Source organism: Sphingosinicella sp. BN140058, assembly GCF_004135585.1.
GTDB lineage: Bacteria > Pseudomonadota > Alphaproteobacteria > Sphingomonadales > Sphingomonadaceae > Allosphingosinicella.
Window position 1 is genome coordinate 2793943 of the sequence record NZ_CP035501.1, and the last position, 18234, is coordinate 2812176.

14 protein-coding genes are annotated in these 18234 nt (G+C 66.0%); 9 read left to right on the forward strand and 5 right to left on the reverse strand.

From position 1 onward, the window contains the following. Positions 1-15: 15 nt before the first annotated feature. Both ETR14_RS12715 and cysI read left to right on the forward strand, forming a co-directional pair. Positions 16-1842 carry an assimilatory sulfite reductase (NADPH) flavoprotein subunit gene (locus ETR14_RS12715; RefSeq protein ID WP_129385040.1) on the forward strand — a complete coding sequence of 609 codons (1827 nt, stop codon included), beginning with the start codon at positions 16-18 and terminating at the stop codon, positions 1840-1842. 18 nt (positions 1843-1860) lie between these two features. Further along, positions 1861-3570, forward strand: coding sequence for an assimilatory sulfite reductase (NADPH) hemoprotein subunit (gene cysI, locus ETR14_RS12720; protein WP_129385042.1), 1710 nt, complete (start codon positions 1861-1863; stop codon positions 3568-3570). A gap of 6 nt (positions 3571-3576) precedes the next feature. Here the strand turns inward: cysI and ETR14_RS12725 are convergent, their stop codons facing one another. Beyond that, on the reverse strand, positions 3577-4011 hold the full coding sequence (locus tag ETR14_RS12725) for a BLUF domain-containing protein (RefSeq protein ID WP_129385044.1): 435 nt from the start codon (positions 4009-4011) through the stop codon (positions 3577-3579). Positions 4012-4207: 196 nt separating this feature from the next. Here ETR14_RS12725 and ETR14_RS12730 point away from each other — a divergent pair, with 196 nt between their 5' ends. The 3 genes from ETR14_RS12730 (at position 4208) to ETR14_RS12740 (ending at position 6204) form a co-directional block, all read left to right on the forward strand. After that, the gene (locus ETR14_RS12730; RefSeq protein ID WP_129385046.1) at positions 4208-4876 is read left to right on the forward strand and encodes a response regulator transcription factor; all 669 of its coding nucleotides are present in this window, start codon (positions 4208-4210) and stop codon (positions 4874-4876) included. A gap of 118 nt (positions 4877-4994) precedes the next feature. Beyond that, the gene (locus ETR14_RS12735; protein ID WP_129385048.1) at positions 4995-5411 is read left to right on the forward strand and encodes a response regulator transcription factor; all 417 of its coding nucleotides are present in this window, start codon (positions 4995-4997) and stop codon (positions 5409-5411) included. A 157-nt stretch (positions 5412-5568) separates the two neighbouring features. Next, positions 5569-6204, forward strand: coding sequence for a response regulator transcription factor (locus ETR14_RS12740; RefSeq protein ID WP_129385050.1), 636 nt, complete (start codon positions 5569-5571; stop codon positions 6202-6204). Between the two features lie 41 nt (positions 6205-6245). Here the strand turns inward: ETR14_RS12740 and ETR14_RS12745 are convergent, their stop codons facing one another. Both ETR14_RS12745 and ETR14_RS12750 read right to left on the reverse strand, forming a co-directional pair. Then, positions 6246-8822 (reverse strand): EAL domain-containing protein, encoded by a 2577-nt coding sequence (locus ETR14_RS12745; RefSeq protein ID WP_129385052.1) that lies wholly within the window; start codon positions 8820-8822, stop codon positions 6246-6248. Positions 8823-8959: 137 nt separating this feature from the next. Then, positions 8960-10069: a sensor histidine kinase gene (locus ETR14_RS12750; RefSeq protein ID WP_129385054.1), complete on the reverse strand. Its 1110-nt coding sequence runs from the start codon at positions 10067-10069 to the stop codon at positions 8960-8962. A 270-nt stretch (positions 10070-10339) separates the two neighbouring features. On the opposite strand from ETR14_RS12750, the gene ftsZ (ETR14_RS12755) reads away from it, so the two are divergent. The 4 genes from ftsZ (ETR14_RS12755) (at position 10340) to ETR14_RS12770 (ending at position 16287) form a co-directional block, all read left to right on the forward strand. Then, positions 10340-11785: a cell division protein FtsZ gene (gene ftsZ / locus ETR14_RS12755; protein WP_371416803.1), complete on the forward strand. Its 1446-nt coding sequence runs from the start codon at positions 10340-10342 to the stop codon at positions 11783-11785. A 70-nt stretch (positions 11786-11855) separates the two neighbouring features. Continuing rightward, complete coding sequence (gene ftsZ / locus ETR14_RS12760) at positions 11856-13253, forward strand: cell division protein FtsZ (RefSeq protein ID WP_165356425.1); 1398 nt, start codon at positions 11856-11858, stop codon at positions 13251-13253. Between the two features lie 128 nt (positions 13254-13381). Further along, a complete protein-coding gene (locus ETR14_RS12765; protein ID WP_129385060.1) occupies positions 13382-15670 on the forward strand; it encodes a PAS domain-containing sensor histidine kinase in 2289 nt (762 codons plus the stop codon). Next, complete coding sequence (locus ETR14_RS12770) at positions 15667-16287, forward strand: response regulator transcription factor (protein ID WP_129385062.1); 621 nt, start codon at positions 15667-15669, stop codon at positions 16285-16287. The genes ETR14_RS12765 and ETR14_RS12770 overlap by 4 nt, the downstream gene beginning before the upstream one ends. A 14-nt stretch (positions 16288-16301) precedes the next feature. Here the strand turns inward: ETR14_RS12770 and ETR14_RS12775 are convergent, their stop codons facing one another. Next, the gene (locus tag ETR14_RS12775; RefSeq protein WP_129385064.1) at positions 16302-17282 is read right to left on the reverse strand and encodes a GGDEF domain-containing protein; all 981 of its coding nucleotides are present in this window, start codon (positions 17280-17282) and stop codon (positions 16302-16304) included. Between the two features lie 397 nt (positions 17283-17679). Then, a complete protein-coding gene (locus tag ETR14_RS12780; protein WP_129385066.1) occupies positions 17680-18210 on the reverse strand; it encodes a hypothetical protein in 531 nt (176 codons plus the stop codon). Positions 18211-18234: the final 24 nt, after the last annotated feature.

Sequence of the window (18234 nt, forward strand, 5' to 3'; positions counted from 1 at the left end):
GGGACGACACGCGCGATGACTGCCTTCAACACTTTCGCCGAGGGCGCACTCACCCTCGAACAATGGCAGCATGTCGAGGCGCTGGCCCGGACCCTGACGCCGGCGCAGGCGCGCTGGATCAGCGGCTATTTCGCCGGCCTCGACGCCGGCCTGCTGCGCGCCGGCGCGCCCGCGGCCGAGGCCGCCGCTCCGCCGGCGGCGCAGGGGCGGACGCTCACGATCCTCTACGGCACCGAGACCGGCAACAGCCGCGATCTCGCCAAGGCGCTCGCCGCCGCTGCCGCCGAGCGCGGCCTGTCGCCGCAGATCGCCGACATGTCCGACTACAAGACGCGCCTGCTCAAGGACGAGCAGGATCTGCTGGTGATCGTCAGCACCTATGGCGAAGGCGATCCGCCCCAGCCGTCGGTCGGCTTCTTCGAATTCCTCGAGGGCAAGCGCGCGCCGAAGCTCGACAAGGTCCGCTTCTCGGTGCTCGCCCTCGGCGACTCCACCTACGAGAGATATTGCGAGGCCGGAAAGCGGGTCGACGCCCGGCTCGAGGAACTCGGCGCGACCCGGATCGGCGACCGGGTCGACTGCGACATCGACTATGACGAGCCCGCCGCTGCCTGGAGCCAGGCGGTGATCGACCGCCTCGCCGCCGATCTCGTCCAGAGCGCGACGGCATTGCCCGGCATTGCCGTCCCGTCGGCGATCCCCACCGGCTCCGGCACGCCCGTCTTCGACAAGAAGAATCCGTTCGCGGCGACGGTGATCGAGAATATCGCCATCGTCGGCCGCCACTCCTCCAAGGAGACGCGCCACATCGAGGTCGATCTGGCAGGCTCGGGGCTGAGCTACGAACCCGGCGACGCGATCGGCATCGCCGCGGTCAACGACGCCGTCGTGGTCGAGCAGCTGCTGGCGGCGACCGGCCTTGCCGCCGAGGCTCCGGTCACCGTCAAGGGCGAAACCGTGCCGCTGGGCGAAGCGCTTGCCAGGAAATACGAAGTCGCGGTGGCGAGCCCGCGCTTCCTCGATCAATGGGCGAAGCTGACCGGCGCCGCCGAACTCGAGGCGTTGCGGGGCGAGGAGCGTGCGGCCGACCGTCTGCTCTACCTGCGCAACAACCATGTCGTCGACATCGTTCGCAAATTCCCGCTGCCGGGCGTGGATGCCGACAGCCTGCTCGCCGGGCTGCGGCCGCTGCAGCCGCGCCTCTACTCGATCGCCTCGAGCCTCGCCGCGGCGCCGGACGAGGCCCATCTCACCGTTGCGCCGGTGCGCTATACCCTGCACGGCGCGCCGCGTTCGGGCGTCGCTTCGAGCCAGCTCGCCGACCGGATCGAGATCGGCGACACGCTCCCGGTCTACATCCAGCACAACCCGCATTTCGGCCTGCCCAAGACCGCGGCGCCGATCATCATGATCGGCGCCGGCACCGGTGTCGCGCCCTATCGCGGCTTCCTGCAGGAGTGGGAGGCGACCGGCACCGAGGGGCGCTCGTGGCTGTTCTTCGGCGAGCGCAATTTCCGCTCGGACTTCCTCTACCAGACCGAATGGCAGCAATGGCTGAAGGAAGGCGTGCTCACCCGCATGGACGTCGCCTTCTCGCGCGATCCCGGCCAGCCCAAGACCTATGTCCAGCACCGCATGCTAGAGCAGGCGAGGGATCTCTACGCCTGGCTGGAAGAGGGCGCTCACGTCTATGTCTGCGGCGACGAGAAGAGCATGGCGCGCGACGTCCATGACACGTTGATCCAGATCGTCTCCGAGCAGGGCCGCGTCGACCGCGACACTGCCGAGGATTATGTCCGCCGGCTGGCCAGCGATCATCGCTACCAGCGCGACGTCTACTGATTTTTCGGGAACAAGAAGATGACCACCGATGTGAACGACGTCGATCGCAGCACCGATCTGTCGCAGCCGCTCGACCGTCTCGGCCCGGACGAGACGCTCAAATATAACAGCGACTATCTGCGCGGCTCGATCGATCAGGGGCTGCTCGACCGGATCACGGGCGGGGTCAAATTCGAAGACAACAAGCTGATGAAGTTCCACGGAATCTATCAGCAGGACGATCGCGACATCCGCGACGAGCGGCGCCGCCAGAAGCTCGAGCCCGCTTATACCTTCATGGTCCGGGTGCGGCTTCCGGCCGGCGTCTGCACGCCCGAGCAATGGCTCAAGATCGATGCGCTGGCGCGTGCCCATGGCGGCGACCAGATCCGTCTCACCACACGCCAGACCTTCCAGTTCCACTGGGTGGTCAAGGAGGATCTGCGGCCCACCATCCAGGGCCTGCACGAGGTGCTGCTCGATACGATCGCCGCCTGCGGCGACGATGCCCGCACGGTGATGGCGACCGCCAATCCGGAGGACAGCGCGGTGCACGCCGAAGTCGCCCTGCTCTCGAAGCAGCTCAGCGACCACGTCATTCCGCGCACCCGCGCCTATCACGAAATCTGGTATGGCGCGGAGAAGGTCGCGACCTCGGAAGAGCAGGAGCCGCTATACGGCAAGACCTACCTGCCGCGGAAGTTCAAGATCGGTTTCGTCGTGCCGCCGTCCAACGACATCGACGTCTATTCGCAGGATCTCGGCTTCATCGCGGTCACCGGTGCCGACGGGCTCGAAGGTTTCAACGTCACCATCGGCGGCGGCATGGGCCGGACCGACAACGAGCCGCGCACCTATCCGAGATTGGGCGACGTGATCGGCTTCATCCCCAAGGACCGTCTGCTTGCCACCGCCGACGCGATCATCTCCGTCCAGCGCGATTTCGGCAACCGCAAGGAGCGCGCCCGCGCCCGTTTCAAATATACGGTCGACGACAAGGGGCTGGACTGGGTCAAGGCGGAGATCGAACGCCGCCTCGGCGCGCCGCTGGCGCCGACACGCCCGTTCGAGTTCACGTCGAACGGCGATGTCTATGGCTGGCAGCGCACCGACAACGGCCGCTTCAACTACACCTTGTTCATCGAGAACGGGCGGATCATCGATCGTCCGGGCAAGCCGTTGCTGGAGGCGATCCGGGCGATCGCGCACAGCCATCGCGGCAAGTTCCGCCTGACTCCGAACCAGAATCTGATCGTCGCCGACGTCGAGCCCGAAGACCGGGCCGGGATCGATGCGATCCTCGCCCAGCACGGCCTGGCGGACAACGGCGCGACCAGCGCACTCCGGCTCAATTCGATGGCGTGCGTGGCAATGCCGACCTGTCCGCTGGCGATGGCCGAGGCAGAGCGTTACCTGCCCGATCTGATCGGCCGGGTCGAAGCGATCCTGGCGCAGCACGGCCTCACCGACGAGCCGATCACGATGCGGATGACGGGCTGTCCCAATGGCTGCGCGCGGCCTTATGTGGCGGAGATCGCGTTCACCGGGCGTGCGCCCGGCAAGTACAATCTCTACATCGGCGGGGGCTTCCACGGCGAGCGCCTCAACCGTCTCTATCGCGAGAATATCGGCGAGGCCGCCATCCTCGAGATACTGGGCGAGATGCTCGGCCGCTACGCCGCCGAGCGTGCGGGCGGCGAGCATTTCGGCGATTTCGTCATGCGCTCGGGCTATTTCGAGGCGGCCTGACCTGGATCACCGCCGGGCGGCGAGGGTAAGTTCCCTGATCAGATAGAAAAGCTGGGAGGCCAGCAACGGGGGTGCCCCGGCGCCTCCGCCCGGCGCGTCGAGCAGCGGCGCGATGTGCCGGTCGACGTAGAAGGAGTTGCCGGAATAAGCGAGGCACATCGACCAGGCTTCGAACTGGCGGTGCGCGATCGCCCGTTCGAGCACCGTCGTCACCCGCCGGTGCCGGGGATCGCGAGAGACGCTTGCCATGATCGAGGCGACGGCGCCGTCGGGGCCTTCGAGCACCTGGGCGAAATGGCCGCGGGCGGCCACCAGCGCGCCGGTGACCTCGAGTGCGGCGTTTCGGGACCGGGAGGTTTCGAGGATGTTGCGCAGTCGACCAGCTTCTTCGGGGAGCCGCAAGAGGCTCTCGCTGACGTAGAGGAGCGTCTTCAGGCTCATGCGGCGCTTTGATCCGGAAGGGGCAACGGCGCCAGGCGAGGCCCCGACCACTTGTATCCGAAACGGAATAAATGGTTAGTCAAGATAATCAAGGGGCTACAGGCAGCTGCGACCGCCCTCGCCAGCGCCTGTCAGCTGATCAGGGTTAGTACAGTATCGTTTTGAGACCCCTGAACGCGCTATAGGCTGATCTGAAATGCGCGGGGAGCCTACGATCTTGCAGCCGGTAGTCCACATCATCGACGATGATCCTTCCGTCCGCGCGTCAACCAGCTATCTGCTGCGCAGCCACGGCTTCGCCACGCAGATCTATTCGGGCGGGGAGGAGTTCTTTACCGAAGCGCGGCTCGGCGTCGGCTGCATCCTGCTCGATCTGCGCATGCCGGACATGGACGGCTTCGCTGTTCAGGCCGAACTGATCCGCCGCGGTGTCGATCTGCCATTGATCATCATGAGCGGCCACGGCGACGTCCGCTCCGCCGTCAAGGCGGTGAAGCTTGGCGCGTTCGAATTCCTCGAGAAGCCGTTCCAGGAAACTCTGCTCGTCACCACGATCGAGCAGGCAACGGCGAACTCGCTGCGCGACCAGAATCGCCGCGCGCAACGCAGCGAAGCGACCGCGCGTCTCGCGCGCCTGTCTAAGCGCGAGACCCAGATCCTGCGCGGGCTCCTTGCCGGCATGACCAACAAGGAGATCGCACGCCGGTTCGAGATCAGCCCGCGCACGGTGGAGATGCACCGGGCGAACATGATGCGGGACATGAATTGCGATGCTCTGTCGGACGTGATCCGGCTGGCGATCGAGGCGGAACTCGAGCCGCTCGAACGCGCGGCTGATGCGGCGGCGAGCGAACTCGCCGCCTGATCGTCGGGGAGCGAGGGCATCGCCCGGGAAATCGCTCCGCCGGTCCTTTTTCTCACAAAATCAGCGATAAAGCAGTGGCTTTGATGATCCGGGTCTTGCGGTGCGGGAGGGCTGGGCTATGCTCAAGCTCGACAATGAAGGGGGCTGCATGGTGCCGGCGACGGTCTACCTGGTAGAGGACGACGATGCCGTTCGCGCATCCCTCTCGGCTTTGCTCCAGCTCGCCGACATCGAGGTTACCGAATTCGCGTCCGGCAGCGCCTTCGTCGGGTCGCTCGCGGGTCTCGCGCCGGGTTGCGTCGTGCTCGACATGCGGATGCCCGGCATGGACGGGATCGCCGTCCTCCAGCACATGGCGGACCAGAGCATCGACTGGCCCGTGCTGGTGATGACCGGACATCCGGATCCCGGCATCGCCGCTGCCGTGCTCAAGCGGGGCGCGATCGAATTCCTCGAGAAGCCATGCCGAGAGGAGGAGCTGTTCGCGGCTTTGGCCCGCGGCTTCGAGATCCTCGGGCAGGGGAGCGCGGCCTGACGACGACGTCCGGTTCACTTCGGAGCCGATTGTGCGTGCGCGCAATGCGCGGGTCCGGCACGATTTCGCTTCGGAAGGATCGCAGGCTCGGTTACGCTCTGATCTGCGACGCGTGCTTCTGGGGCGAAGGTCGGGTCGCAGGAACGGGGGGTCTTCGATGAACGACCAATATCCGGTGTACATTGTCGACGACGATGCGCAGATCCGAACATCCCTCGGCGTGTTGCTCGACGTCAACCGCCTGCAATGCCGTGGCTTCGCCACCGGCGACGCCTTCCTCGCGGCGCTCGCCGAATTGCCGCCGGGCCGCATCCTGCTCGATATCCGGATGCCGGGATCGGACGGGATTGCGGTCCTCTCCGAGCTGCATGCGCGGCGCTATCGCTGGCCGGTGATCGTGATGACCGGCCACGCCGAAGTGGCGCTCGCCGTGACCGCGATGAAGCTCGGCGCGATCGAGTTTCTCGAAAAGCCGTTCCGCGAAACGGCGCTCCTCGAAGCCCTGGCGCGCGCGGCTACCGCATTGCGGGCGATAGAGGAGGATGAAGCCGATCGGGGCGAAGCCCTGACCCTGGTCCGGAGCCTGACCCCGCGCGAGGTTCAGATGCTGCAGGCGCTGCTCAACGGATCGTCCAACAAACAGATTGCCGACGATCTCGGCATCAGCATCCGCACGGTCGAAATGCACCGTGCCAGCGTGATGCGAAAGCTGAACGCGAAATCGCTCGCCGACGCAGTACTTCTCGCTGCGACCGCCGGCATGCGCCGCGCGGCCCCCGGCGAACAAGGCTGAGGCTGCCGTCCCAGACGCTGTGGCGGGCGGGCCTGCAGATCTCAGCGGGCTGCGGTCAGGCGGTGGCCGAGTGCCGGCCAGTCGGCCACCAGCTGCCGCGCCATATTCGTCGGCATCGGCCGCCCGAAATAATGACCCTGACCGATCGTGCAGCCCTGAGCGGTCAGGCACCTCGCCTGACGCTCGGTCTCGATGCCTTCTGCGACCGTCTTGAGGCCAAGGCTGTTGCCGAGCGTGATCAAGGCGCTGACGATCGCCGCATCCTCCGGATCGTCTTCGATGTCGCGGATGAAGCTCTGATCGATCTTGATGATGTCCACCGGGAAGCGCTTCAAATGCGATAGCGACGCATAGCCGGTGCCGAAATCGTCGAGCGCGATCTTGACCCCTTCCGAGGAAAGCAGGTTGAGTGCGCGATCGACGAGCTCCGAGCCGCGGCCCAGGAACACCGTCTCGGTCACTTCCAGTTCGAGCCGCGACGGCGGAACGTCTCCGGCTCGAAGCAGGGTCAACACGCGCTCGGCGAAATTGTCGCGGCGAAACTCGGCTGCCGAGGCATTGACCGCGACGTGGCCGAAATCGAGGCCGTCCTGAAGCCAGCAGCGCATGTCGGCGATGGTTCGTTCGAACATGCGGTCGCTGATGCTGGTCGCCAGTTCATTGTCCTCGAAGGCCGCGGCGACGCTTCCCGGCAGCTGCAGGCCAAGGCGCGGGTGCCGCCAGCGCAGCAGGGCTTCGAAGCCGATCAGCGCGCCGGACGAGAGGTCGACCTGCGGCTGATAAAAGGGCTCGACCAAATCGGCGGACAAGGCATAGCGTGCGAGGCTGAGCATCGACGCGCGCTGCTGAATAGACGCACGCATTTCGGGGTGGAACAGCGTCACGCGGCCACGGCCGGCCCCCTTGGAGACGTAGAGGGCGATATCGGCATGCTTCAGCAGCTCCTCGGCGCCGCCCTCGCCATCCGCGGACGTGGTGACCCCGATGCTGGCGCGGATGTCGACGAGCTGACCATTGACCCGGGCCGGTGCGCCGAGGGCCGCCAGGATTGCCTCCGCAATGTCCAGCACCTCGTCTTCCGATCCGATCTGCGGCAGCACGATCGCGAACTCGTCCCCGCCGAGACGCGCCACCGTGTCGCCGGGGCGCACGACGGTTTCAATCCTCTGCCCGGACAGACGGAGCAACTGGTCGCCGGAATCGTGACCAAGCGTGTCGTTGACCAGCTTGAAGTCGTCGAGATCGATCAGCAGCAGTGCCGACCGCTCGCCTCCGGCGAGACTGGCCGAAACCGCCGCCTGAAGCTGCTCCTGAAAGAGAACGCGATTGGCGAGACCGGTAAGCGGATCGTGGCGTGCCGCCCATTCCACATGATCCTGCGCCGCCTTGCGATCGGTCACGTCGCGAAACGCAACGATGGTCCGGCTGCCGCTGCCGCCGGTGTCGCCCTCGGCGGACATCGCGCGGATGTCGATCGTGAGCCAGCGCAGCGTCCCGGTGTCGGCGCGGCGGATCCGGAATGTCATCTCGGCATGGACTTCGTCCTCGCTCTGCATCGAGGCGATTACCGCATCGCGATCGTCCGGGTGAACGAGGCCGAGGAACCGTGATGCGTCGGCCGGCGCATCGGCCCCCAGCCCGAGCATCGCCCGCAGCTCGCCGGACCATCGCCGCGCCCCGGTCTCATGATCGAAGTCCCAGATGCCGAGCCCGGTCGCGCGCACCGCCAGGCGGTACAGCTCCTGCATGTTGAGCAGGGCCGCCTCCGCCTTTTTCTGGTCGTCGATGTCGTCGAGCGTGCCATACCAGCGCAGGATCGATCCATCGGCGCTGCGGCGCGCGCCGGCTCGGGCGCGAACCCAGCGATATTCCTGGTCGTGACGCATCAGCCGGTACGCGGTGTCGAGCGGCTCGCCGGTGCGCAACGCATGCTGCCAGTTGACGAGGGTGCGGGCGCGGTCGTCCGGATGAACGACGGCAAGCCAGCCGTCGCCGAGCGTTTCGTCCGGTGTCCGGCCGATCGCGTCGAAGCCTTGGGCGCTGACCTCGATGATCTGGCCTGCAGGGTCGGCGGCCCAGGGGATCTGCGGGCTGAGCTCCAGCGTGTAGCGGTAATGCTCCTCGCTTTCTCGCAATGCGCCTTCGATCGTCTTGCGATCGGTGATGTCCTGGCAAATGCCGCGGACCGACAGCACCCGGCCGAAGGAATCCAGAATCGGGCGCGTTTCGGCCCAGCAATAACGGATCTCGCCGTCGGGACGGACGACTCGAAACTCCGCCGCCGAATGGGTTCGGCTGTTGATGCAGCCCTGCAGTCGCCCCCGCATCGAAGCGCGGTCGTCCGGGTGGATGCAGGCCATCGAGGATTCGAGCGTCGGCGTGAAATCCGCTTCTTGCCGCCCTGCGATCCGGAACATTTCGTGCGACCAGGTGAAATCCTGCGTGCCCACGCGCCAGCGCCAGATCCCAAGCTTGGCAATCCGCTGTGCGGCGCAAAGATCGTCCGAAAGGCTGGCAAGATCGTCCACCAATTGCGTCACGCGCTGGGGATCGATGTCGGGACGAGCATTCTTCGCGCTGGCTCCGCGGGCGAAGACTTCGTCGGGTTCATGAATCAACGGGTGGATCCTGCTTGGACGAAAGGGTGGCGCTCTGACCTCTTAGACGTCCCGGCTCTCCGCGTTTGGCTTTCCCGCAATCTTTTCCGGCACTTAGTAGGATTTCGGTAGGGGTAGTACGGGGTTCGGAAAAGCGATCAGTCCTTCGCCGCCGGGATTGCGATCGAAAGACAGGCGCCGCCTTCGGCGGGATCTTCGGCCCACAAGCGTCCGTGCTGCGCCTCGATGATCATCCGCGACACGGAAAGCCCGATGCCCATCTTCTCCTGCTTGGGAATTCCCGATGGGGTGATCAGGGCTTCCCGCATCTCGGCGCTGAGCCCTGAGCCCGTGTCTCGGACATCGATCCGCACTTCTTCGTTGGTGCGGTAGGCCGCAATCGAAAGCTGCTTGCGCTCAGAACCCTGCATCGCCTCGACGGCGTTGCGGACGAGGTTGATCAGCACCTGCTGAAGCTGCACGCGATCGACCTGCACGAACAGACCGGGCTCGCAGCGAACCGCCCGCCGCACGTCGCGCCCCTCGGGCCCGATCAGCGCGATGTTCGCGGCTTCCTCGATCGCTTCGCCGACATCGAAACGCTCTCGAACCGACTTCGATTTCACCGTCATGTTGCGGAGCCGCCGCACGATCTGGCCGGCACGCGTGGTATTTTGCCTGGCCGAGCCGACCAGTTCGGCCAGCTTCGCGATGTCGGGCGTTTCCGACTTGAGCGCCATTTCACAGGCAGCGAGATAGTTGGAGATGGCGGCAAGCGGTTGGTTGAGTTCATGAGCGACGGTCGACGCCATCGCTCCCATCGCGCTCACGCGCGACATGTGAATGAGATCGGCCTGGAGCTCGGCAATCTTCTGCTCGTCCGCTTTGCGGGCGCTGATGTCGCGAATGAAGCCGAGGAACAGGATTTCCTGAAATCGCCCGGTCAGCATCACCGCCAGTTCGACCGGCATCTCGCTGCCATCTTTCTTCAGCGCGACCGTTTCGATCTGCCGTCCGAGGATCCCGACCTCACCGGCACGAAGGAATCTGTCCAACCCAGCTTTGTGTGCTGCGCGCAGGCGCTCCGGGATGATCAGATCGCCAAGATCCTGACCCATCGCTTCCGCGGCGCTCCAGCCGAACATGCGCTGGGCGATCTGATTCCATGCAGCGATGGTTCCATCGGAGCGCATCACGACGACCGCATCGAGAGCGGTGTCGAGCACTGCGGCGAGCAGCTGTCCTCCGGTCTCGGACGAGGTTGGCATTGCTGGGGCCTACACCTCCCCGACGCCTAATGCACCACCCGTAAAACTACAGCGTTCTGCAAGCGAGGGCGCGATGCTGCGCCGCTACGGCCAAGCTCGTCGCCATCCGTAGAATCACGCTAGGTACGTTTCCGCAATAGGTGATCTGGTCTGCAAGCAAGTAGTTAACGTTTCACTAACGAAGCTGGAGTCGGTGAGCGTTTGCCGATCCCGTCTGTAGGGTGAAATTGCAAGATGTCTGATCGCCTCAACACTTACGGTACTGCAATCTTGCCGCGGATTTGTGTCGTTGGAGTGGGCGGTGCCGGTGGGAACGCCGTCGCCAACATGCTTCAGGGCGGGGTAAACGGGGTCGACTTCATCGTCGCCAATACAGATGCGCAGGCGCTCAATGCATCCCCGGTTCAGCGGACAGTTCAGCTCGGTCGCATGGTAACGGAAGGTCTCGGCGCGGGCGCCGATGCCCAGGCGGGCCGGCTGGCAGCGCTCGAGTCGATCGACGACATCGAAGCCGCACTGGATGGTGCCCACATGTGCTTCATCGCTGCCGGCATGGGCGGCGGGACCGGCACTGGCGCCGCTCCGGTGATCGCGGCAGCGGCACGCGCCAAGGGCATTCTCACCGTCGGAGTGGTCACCACGCCGTTCGGCTTCGAAGGACGCCGCCGCCTTGCGTCGGCAATGTCCGGCATCGAGGAGCTGCGCGACGAAGTCGACACGCTGATCGTCATTCCGAACCAGAATCTTTTCAGGGTCATCTCGCCGAACACCACCTTTCGGGAGGCGTTTCGCCTCGCCGACCAGGTGCTCGAACAGGGTGTTCGCAGCATCAGCGACCTGATCGTCATGCCCGGCCTCATCAACCTGGATTTCGCGGATGTGCGGACGGTGATGCTGGCGATGGGCAAAGCGATGCTCGGCACCGGCGAAGCGAGCGGCGAAAACCGTGCAACCGAAGCGGCACATCGCGCCATTCAGAACCCCCTGCTCGACGGTGCGATCAAGGGCGCGCGAGGGCTGATCATCTCGATCACCGGCGGCGAAGATATGCGGCTTATGGAGATCGATGAAGCAGCGATGCGGATACGGGACGAAGTCGATCCCGAAGCGAACATCATCTGGGGCTCGGCCGTGGATCCCATGCTCGAAGGCCGGATCCGGGTTTCGATCCTTGCCACCGGGATCGATTCCGACGCGCCGAAGCCGGCGCGTCACCGCGCCCCCGCGGCAAGTGTTGCTCCGCCGATGGAGGAAATTGACTCCGCTTGCACCTGCGCCGTCGAAGAGGCCGATCTTGGCTTCACTGCACCTCCTGAAACCGCGGTTTCGGTGACGGCCGGGCTGGCTGTGACTGCGTTTCCGATCGAGGACGAGGAGCCGGCCGCCCTGCCGGCCCTGCCCGAAACCGGCACCTACCACGTCCAGATTTCCGCGCCTTGGGAAGACGGCTATGCGGCGACCGACACGATCGTGATGACGGCGCCCGGAGCCACCGCCTGCGCGCCCGCTGCTCCGATGGTGCCGGAGGATAGCGTCATCCTCTCCGAGCCTGGATCGGCAGACCTCGATTTCCATCGTTATCAGCCACCGGCCCGCACACGGCCGGTGACTCGGATCGATGCGACGCGCGCCCTGCCGCAGCGGGGTCCAAGCCTTCTCGAGCGCCTGTCGATGCTCGCCCGCGGCGATGCCGATGGACGCAGCCGCTGGCACTGAGTCGGGTAAATCCTATTGCGGCGAGCAGTCGCTCGTCTCTCCAAGAAACTCTGTTCGAAGGACCACGCACATGGTGCTGAACATGCTGTTCAAGAATCCGACATCCGATCAGGCGGACCGGGAGCCGGCCGCGATGGCCGAGCTTCGACCGCGGATCTGCGTCGTCGGCGTCGGCGGTGCCGGCTGCAATGCCGTCCGGCACATGATCCGAAACGGCCTCGAGCGCGTCGACTTCGTCGCTGCAGACACCGACGTCCAGACGCTCGATGCGTCGCCGGCGTCCACCCGCATCCTGCTGCGCGAAAAGGTCAGCGGACGCATCGCAGCCGACCCGCGCCGGCAGTCACCCGCCGACCGCGAACTCGACGACGATATCGCCGAGGCCCTGCGGGGTGCGCAGATGTGCTTCATCGCGGCCGGCATGGGCGGCGGAACCGGAACCGGTGCTGCGATCCGCATCGCCTGCTGGGCACGCCGCAACAACATCCTGACCGTCGCAGCCGTGACCAAGCCGTTCCGGTTCGAGGGCAGCCGCCGCTATCTCGCCGCCGAGCGCGGCATCGAGGAATTGCGGCGCGCGGTCGACACGCTGATCGTGATCCCGAACCAGAATCTGCTGCACGGCGCGGCGCCCGACGCAACCGTCACCGCAGCCTTCGAGGCGGCGGACGCGGTGCTGGAGCAAGGCGTTCGTTCGATCACCGATCTGATCGTCAATCCGGGTATCGTGAACCTCGACTTCAACGATGTTCGCGGGATCATGGAAGGCATGGGCAAGGCAGTGCTTGGAACCGGGGAAGGCGAGGGTGCCGATCGTGCGGTGAAGGCAGCGCAGGCGGCGGTCGCCAATCCGCTGCTGGACGGCGCCCTGGACGGCGCCAATCACCTGATCATCTCGATCGTCGGCGGTGACGACATGCGGCTCGTCGAGATCGACGAAGCCGCCCGCTACATTACCAGCCGCGTTCATCCGGAAGCACAGATCATCTGGGGCTCCTCGCAGGACGTCGCGATGGACGGTCGCATCCGGGTCTCGGTGATCGCCACCGGCCTCGACGCGGCGGCGGGCAAAGCGCTGCGCCCGCGCCGCACCACATCGTGCCGGTTCCGCAAGCACCAGGCGCAGCCCAGCGCGATCTACAATCAGGGCTTTTACTTCAGCACCTGCCGCAATTGCGGCGAGGACATGATCCGTACCGGCAGCGATTGGCAAGCCGTTCCGAAGGGTCTGCGGGTGGTTTGGCCGGGAAGTGCACCGGCAGCCCGTAGCGCCCCGGCCTCCAAGCCGGCGCGTCGCGGCGCCCGGCGGGGGTGGTTGCGCCTCCGGGTGTCGCCTGTCTCTCTGGTCACCGCGGGTCTGCGCTGCGTCGGCTGGTTCGGGGGCGATGCCCTGCGTGCCGTGCGCGGGCGCTGGGCTGCGCGTAGCCGGCGCCGGGGCGTGTTGCTGCTTCCTGGCGCAGCCAGCTGACAGGAACTTTTGTTTGCCGGGATCGTCGCTTATGTGGTTTGTACAGTACATCCCGTAGGTTGTTTGAATCGCAAGTGTCAGCCACAGCGCCCGCCGTGGGCGGCATTTCGGCCGATGGGGGAGCGGCAATGGCAACAGAGGCGCAGGACAAGGCGGCGGTGGCGCTCTGTGTCATCGGCGGCACGTGTGCGCTCTTCGTGCTCGCTGCCTGGGCGATGAACGTCACCAGCCTGGCTGCCCTCGGCGGCCCTTACCCGACGCAGCCGCTGTCGGCACTCGGTTACCTTTGTCTTTCCGTGGCGATGCTGGCGGCGCTGCGCGGCAACGCGCGGTTGGCCGCAGCATTGCTGATCGTGCCCCTGCTGGTCGCTGCGACGACCTTGCTCCAGGATGCGACCGGCACCTCGATCGGCGCCGATTCATGGCTGTTCCCGACGGGTGTCGCCGAGCAGCAACTGGCCACGCCCGGGCGGCCGACCATTGCCGTGGCGGTAACCCTGCTGTTTCTCTCGGCCGGTCTGCTGCTCGCGATGCGGCCAGGCCTGCGCGCCGGGCAGGCCGTGGCCGCTCTCGCGATCGCCGCCTTTGGAACGATCGCCGTCGCCGGCGCCGCGATGCCGCTCTCGGGGCCGGTGAGCGATCCCGTCCTTCGCTATGTCGCCGCGCCTCTGCCCGCGTTGATCTGCGGCGCCGTGCTCTCGGTCGCGCTGCTCGGCTGGAGAGGCTCGGTGTGGGAAGGGCTATTTTCCGGGCTCGGCATGGACCGCACGATCCTGCAGGTCGTGCTGCCGCTGCTCGTCGTCACGCCGGTGGCGACCGAGTGGGTGGAGGAGCGGGTCAAGTCGCTGGGCGTGGATTCATCCATCTCCGGCGCGTTGGAGACGGCGCTCAACATTGCCGCGATGGCGGCGCTGCTGATCTGGGTGACGAGCAGGGCGTCGCGCGAGCAACGCGCCCGCCGTGCGCTGACCCGAGCGCTGGACTCCGCGCCGATCGCGCTCACCGATACGTCCGGCGCCGTGATCCACTGGTCGATGGGCTGTGAGCAGCTGTACGGCTGGACTCAGCAGGAGGCACGCGGACGGCAGAAGCACGACCTGCTCGGCTCGCGTGCGGCGGAAGGCACCGTCGACTGGGATCCCGACGCGGAGGGCTGGGAAGAGGAGTTGATCGAACGTCGCCGCGACGGATCGACCTTGAACGTGCTCGAGCGGGCCCGCCGGCTCGAGCCCCGGCACGGCGGCGAGCCGATCTACGTCTTGTCGATGACCGACATCAGCGCGCGCACCGAGGCCGAAGCGGCATTGAAAGCCAGCGAAGCCCGGCTGATGCTGGCCATGGAAGCGAGCGACATCGGCATTCTCGAATGGGATGCGGTCACCGGCCGATTCACCGAGTCTACCGGGAGCTGCCCGACCCTAGGTGTGGAGCGGGGGACCATGGCCGATCTGGGCTCGTGGCGCGAGCATGTCGATCCGGCGGACCGTGCCCGTGTCTTCGAGACGATCAACGCTGCGATTGCGAGACAAGCCCCACGCGTCCGCTTCCGTTATCGCTTCATCACTCCGGACGGCGGCCGGCGCATGCTCGAATCGAGCGCCGCCTGCTTCTACGATGCGGACGGCAAGCTGACCCGGATGATCTCGCTCTACATCGACGTCACAGAGCGGGAGGAATGGCAGAGCCGCCTGGCCCAGCTTCAGGAGGAGGTGATGCATGTCTCCCGCCTCAGCGCGATGGGCGAAATGGCCTCGGGGCTCGCGCACGAGCTCAATCAGCCGCTCACCGCCGTGGTCAATTTTCTCGGTACCGCGAAGGTGCTGCGCAGCGCCGGCGACGACAGCAAGATTGACGATCTTCTGGCAGGCGCGAGCCAGCAGGCGCTACGCGCGGGGCAGATCATCCGCCGCCTGCGCACCTTCGTCTCGCGCGGGACCGTTCAGGAGGAACTGACTCCGGTCGGCGAACTGATCGGGGATTCCGTGGCGCTGGCGCTGGCAAGCCGGGGCCGCAATGACGTCGATCTGCGGGTCGAGGCGGATGATCCCGATCTCCGCGTCTTCGCCGATCGGGTCCAGATCCAGCAGGTTCTGGTGAACCTGCTGCGCAACGCGGCCGAAGCGATGGGCGAAATGCCGCAGGAAGAGCGTCGGATCGTCGTCTCCGCGCAACCCGAAGCCGATGCCGAGCGTCTCGCCATCGCGGTGCGCGATACCGGCCCGGGTCTCAGCCCCGAGATGCTTGACAGGCTGTTCACGCCGTTCGTGTCGGGTAAGGAGGGAGGCATGGGCGTCGGGCTTTCGATCTGCAAGCGGATCGTGGAGGCCCATGGCGGAACGCTGACGGCCGAGAATAACGAGGATGGCGGCGCGACCTTCCGGTTCACGCTGCGAACAAGACCAGGAGGCCAGGAATGACCACGCGTACCATCTATGTCGTCGACGACGATGACGATGTCCGTCTCTCTCTCCAGTCTCTTCTCTCCGTCCTGCCGAACACCTTGGTCTGGGGCTTCCGGTCGGGCGACGCTTTCCTCGAGCGCGCCGAGGAGCTCGGACCCGGCGTAATCCTGCTCGATTATCACATGCCGGGTTCGACCGGGCTGGACGTGCTGAAGGCCATCCAGCCTTACGGGGCGAAGTTCGTCGCGGTAATTCTGACCGGGCATGGCGAAGTCAGCCTGGCGGTCGAGGCGATGAAATCCGGTGCGCTCGACTTCCTCGAGAAGCCGTACGAGCATGACGCACTGATCGAAGTCCTGAACAGCGCGTGCGGCCAGCTCGAGGAAAGCAGCGAGCAGACTGCGCGGGTCGACGCCGCCAAGGCGAAGATCGAGAAGCTTTCCGCACGAGAGGTCCAGGTGATGCACGGCCTGATCGCCGGGCGATCGAACAAGGTAATCGCCTACGATCTCGATCTCAGCCCGCGTACGATCGAAATCTATCGGGCCAACCTGATGGATAAGCTGGAAGTCACCAACCTGTCCGATATCCTGCGCATCGCGTTCACGGCCGGGCTGGTGCCGAGCGCCTGATCGGCCGCGCCGGCTCAGCCGGGCGCACGTGCTCTTGCGCTCGGCGGCGGTCGGATACCGGTGTCGACCTCCACGCAATTGCGGCCGCTCGCCTTCGCCTTGTAGAGCAGGCGGTCGGCGCGTCGCATGACCGCATGCTCGGTTTCGCCGGGACGGGCCGTGGCCACGCCGGCGGAAAAGGTGATCTGGCCGATCGGGGTCCCGGTCTCGCGATCCTTGAACGGGCTGGCCGCGACCGTCTCACGAGACGCATTCACCAACCTTGAGGTCACCGCGGAATTGCTTGCCGCGAACAGGACGGCGAACTCTTCGCCGCCGTAGCGTGCGACCATCGCGCCGCCGCAGGTCGCCTTGAGCACCTGTGCGACCAGCTTCAGCACCCGGTCGCCGACATCGTGGCCGTGAGTGTCGTTGATGGACTTGAAGCGGTCGATGTCGCAAAGCGCAACACTGATCGGGACGCCGGCCTCGCTCAGGGCAGCGTAGCGATCCTCGAACGCGCGGCGGTTCGACAGGCCGGTGAGCGCATCGGTCCGCGCTTCCGACTGGGCGTCGAGCAGCTTCTGCCGGAGTGCATTCGCTTCCTCCGTGGCCTGTTCGAGGCGTGCTTCGGCCAGACGGCTACGCTCGATCATCGTCTCGGTCAGGCCGACCAGGGCCGCGATCGAGGCGGGACCGGCACCGGCCGCGAGCTGCTCCGCGCCGAATTGGAGATCGCCCTGATAATCGCGCACCTCCTCGCGGGTCGAGGCAGCGACGTTGGCAAAGGCTTCGACCTGGCGGCGGGCGACGTGGATGAGATCCTGTGCGACGTCCCGCCCGCGCGCCTGCGCGGCCGGCACGATCGCGGTCCCGGGCGGGGCCCAGGCACCTGCGAGTTCGGCATGCACGGCTGCGAAATTCTCGGGGCTCGGGTCGAGACCGCGCGCGAACATTGTCTCGCCGATGGCGGCGAAGAGCCGGCGCTTTTCTGCCTGTTCGTCCATGCCGGTCATGACCGCATCGGCCTACCCATCCAGAGAATCATGCGTCTGCCCTAGACCTTAAGGCTTACTCTTTTGAATAGAGCCCGATCGCATCTGCCGAGAAAATCGGTGCGACGCATCGTTGAAGAGCCATGCTCGATACGGCACGATCCGGCTTCGTCCGTCCCATGATAGGCGGATCCACGCGCCCGTCCCGGAGATTGCGAACGCGGCGGGCTCGCCGTCCAAGGTACGGGCGTGCTGGCCTGATCCGGCCCACCTCGCGATGTCGAAGCCGGGTTGTCGATGTCGAGCAGCAAGTCATCCTGAATGGTTCGAAGCTCTGACGGAGCCCGCGCCTCGCCATCGTCTCCCCCCGATGTCTGTTCTGGACGAAGAGACGGTCATTCCCGCTCCTGTCAGTCTGTCAATGACAGCAGCCGATATTGGCCGGTACCATGTCCGGCGACAACAGAGACCAGATACCAGTCGGAGCGAACGGAACGAGGACCGAAGCGGGCGAGGAGGATCGGACCCGGTCTAGGAGCCACTCCGCCGACAACCCCGACGGATCGTCGCCGGACGCGGCAAGGCCGGTGCCGTCGGTGACCAAGCCGATAACAGGCGGCAGCGCGTAACCAGGCCAGCGCAGGGCAATCTGCCGAAGCGCCTCCGAGCCGGACTCGACCAGAGGCTCGACCTCCGGCCAGAACGCCGCTTCGCTCATGTCCAATGCGGTGCCCGGAGTCAGACGTGCGCTCCACGGGATCAGCCTGATGGTAGCGTCGCCCCGGAACGTGGCGACGGTGAGGAGGGGCGCGTCGATGCGGGTCAGCAAACGAGCCGCGTGCGGAATCATCGCCAGACCTGCGCCGAGCAGCGCAGGCTCGGAGGAGGCGCGCAGGAGCGCATCCTCGTCGACGTCTCCCGATCGCCATTGCGGCTTGCCCGGAACCACCTACAACCCCCCTATTGAGGGCAC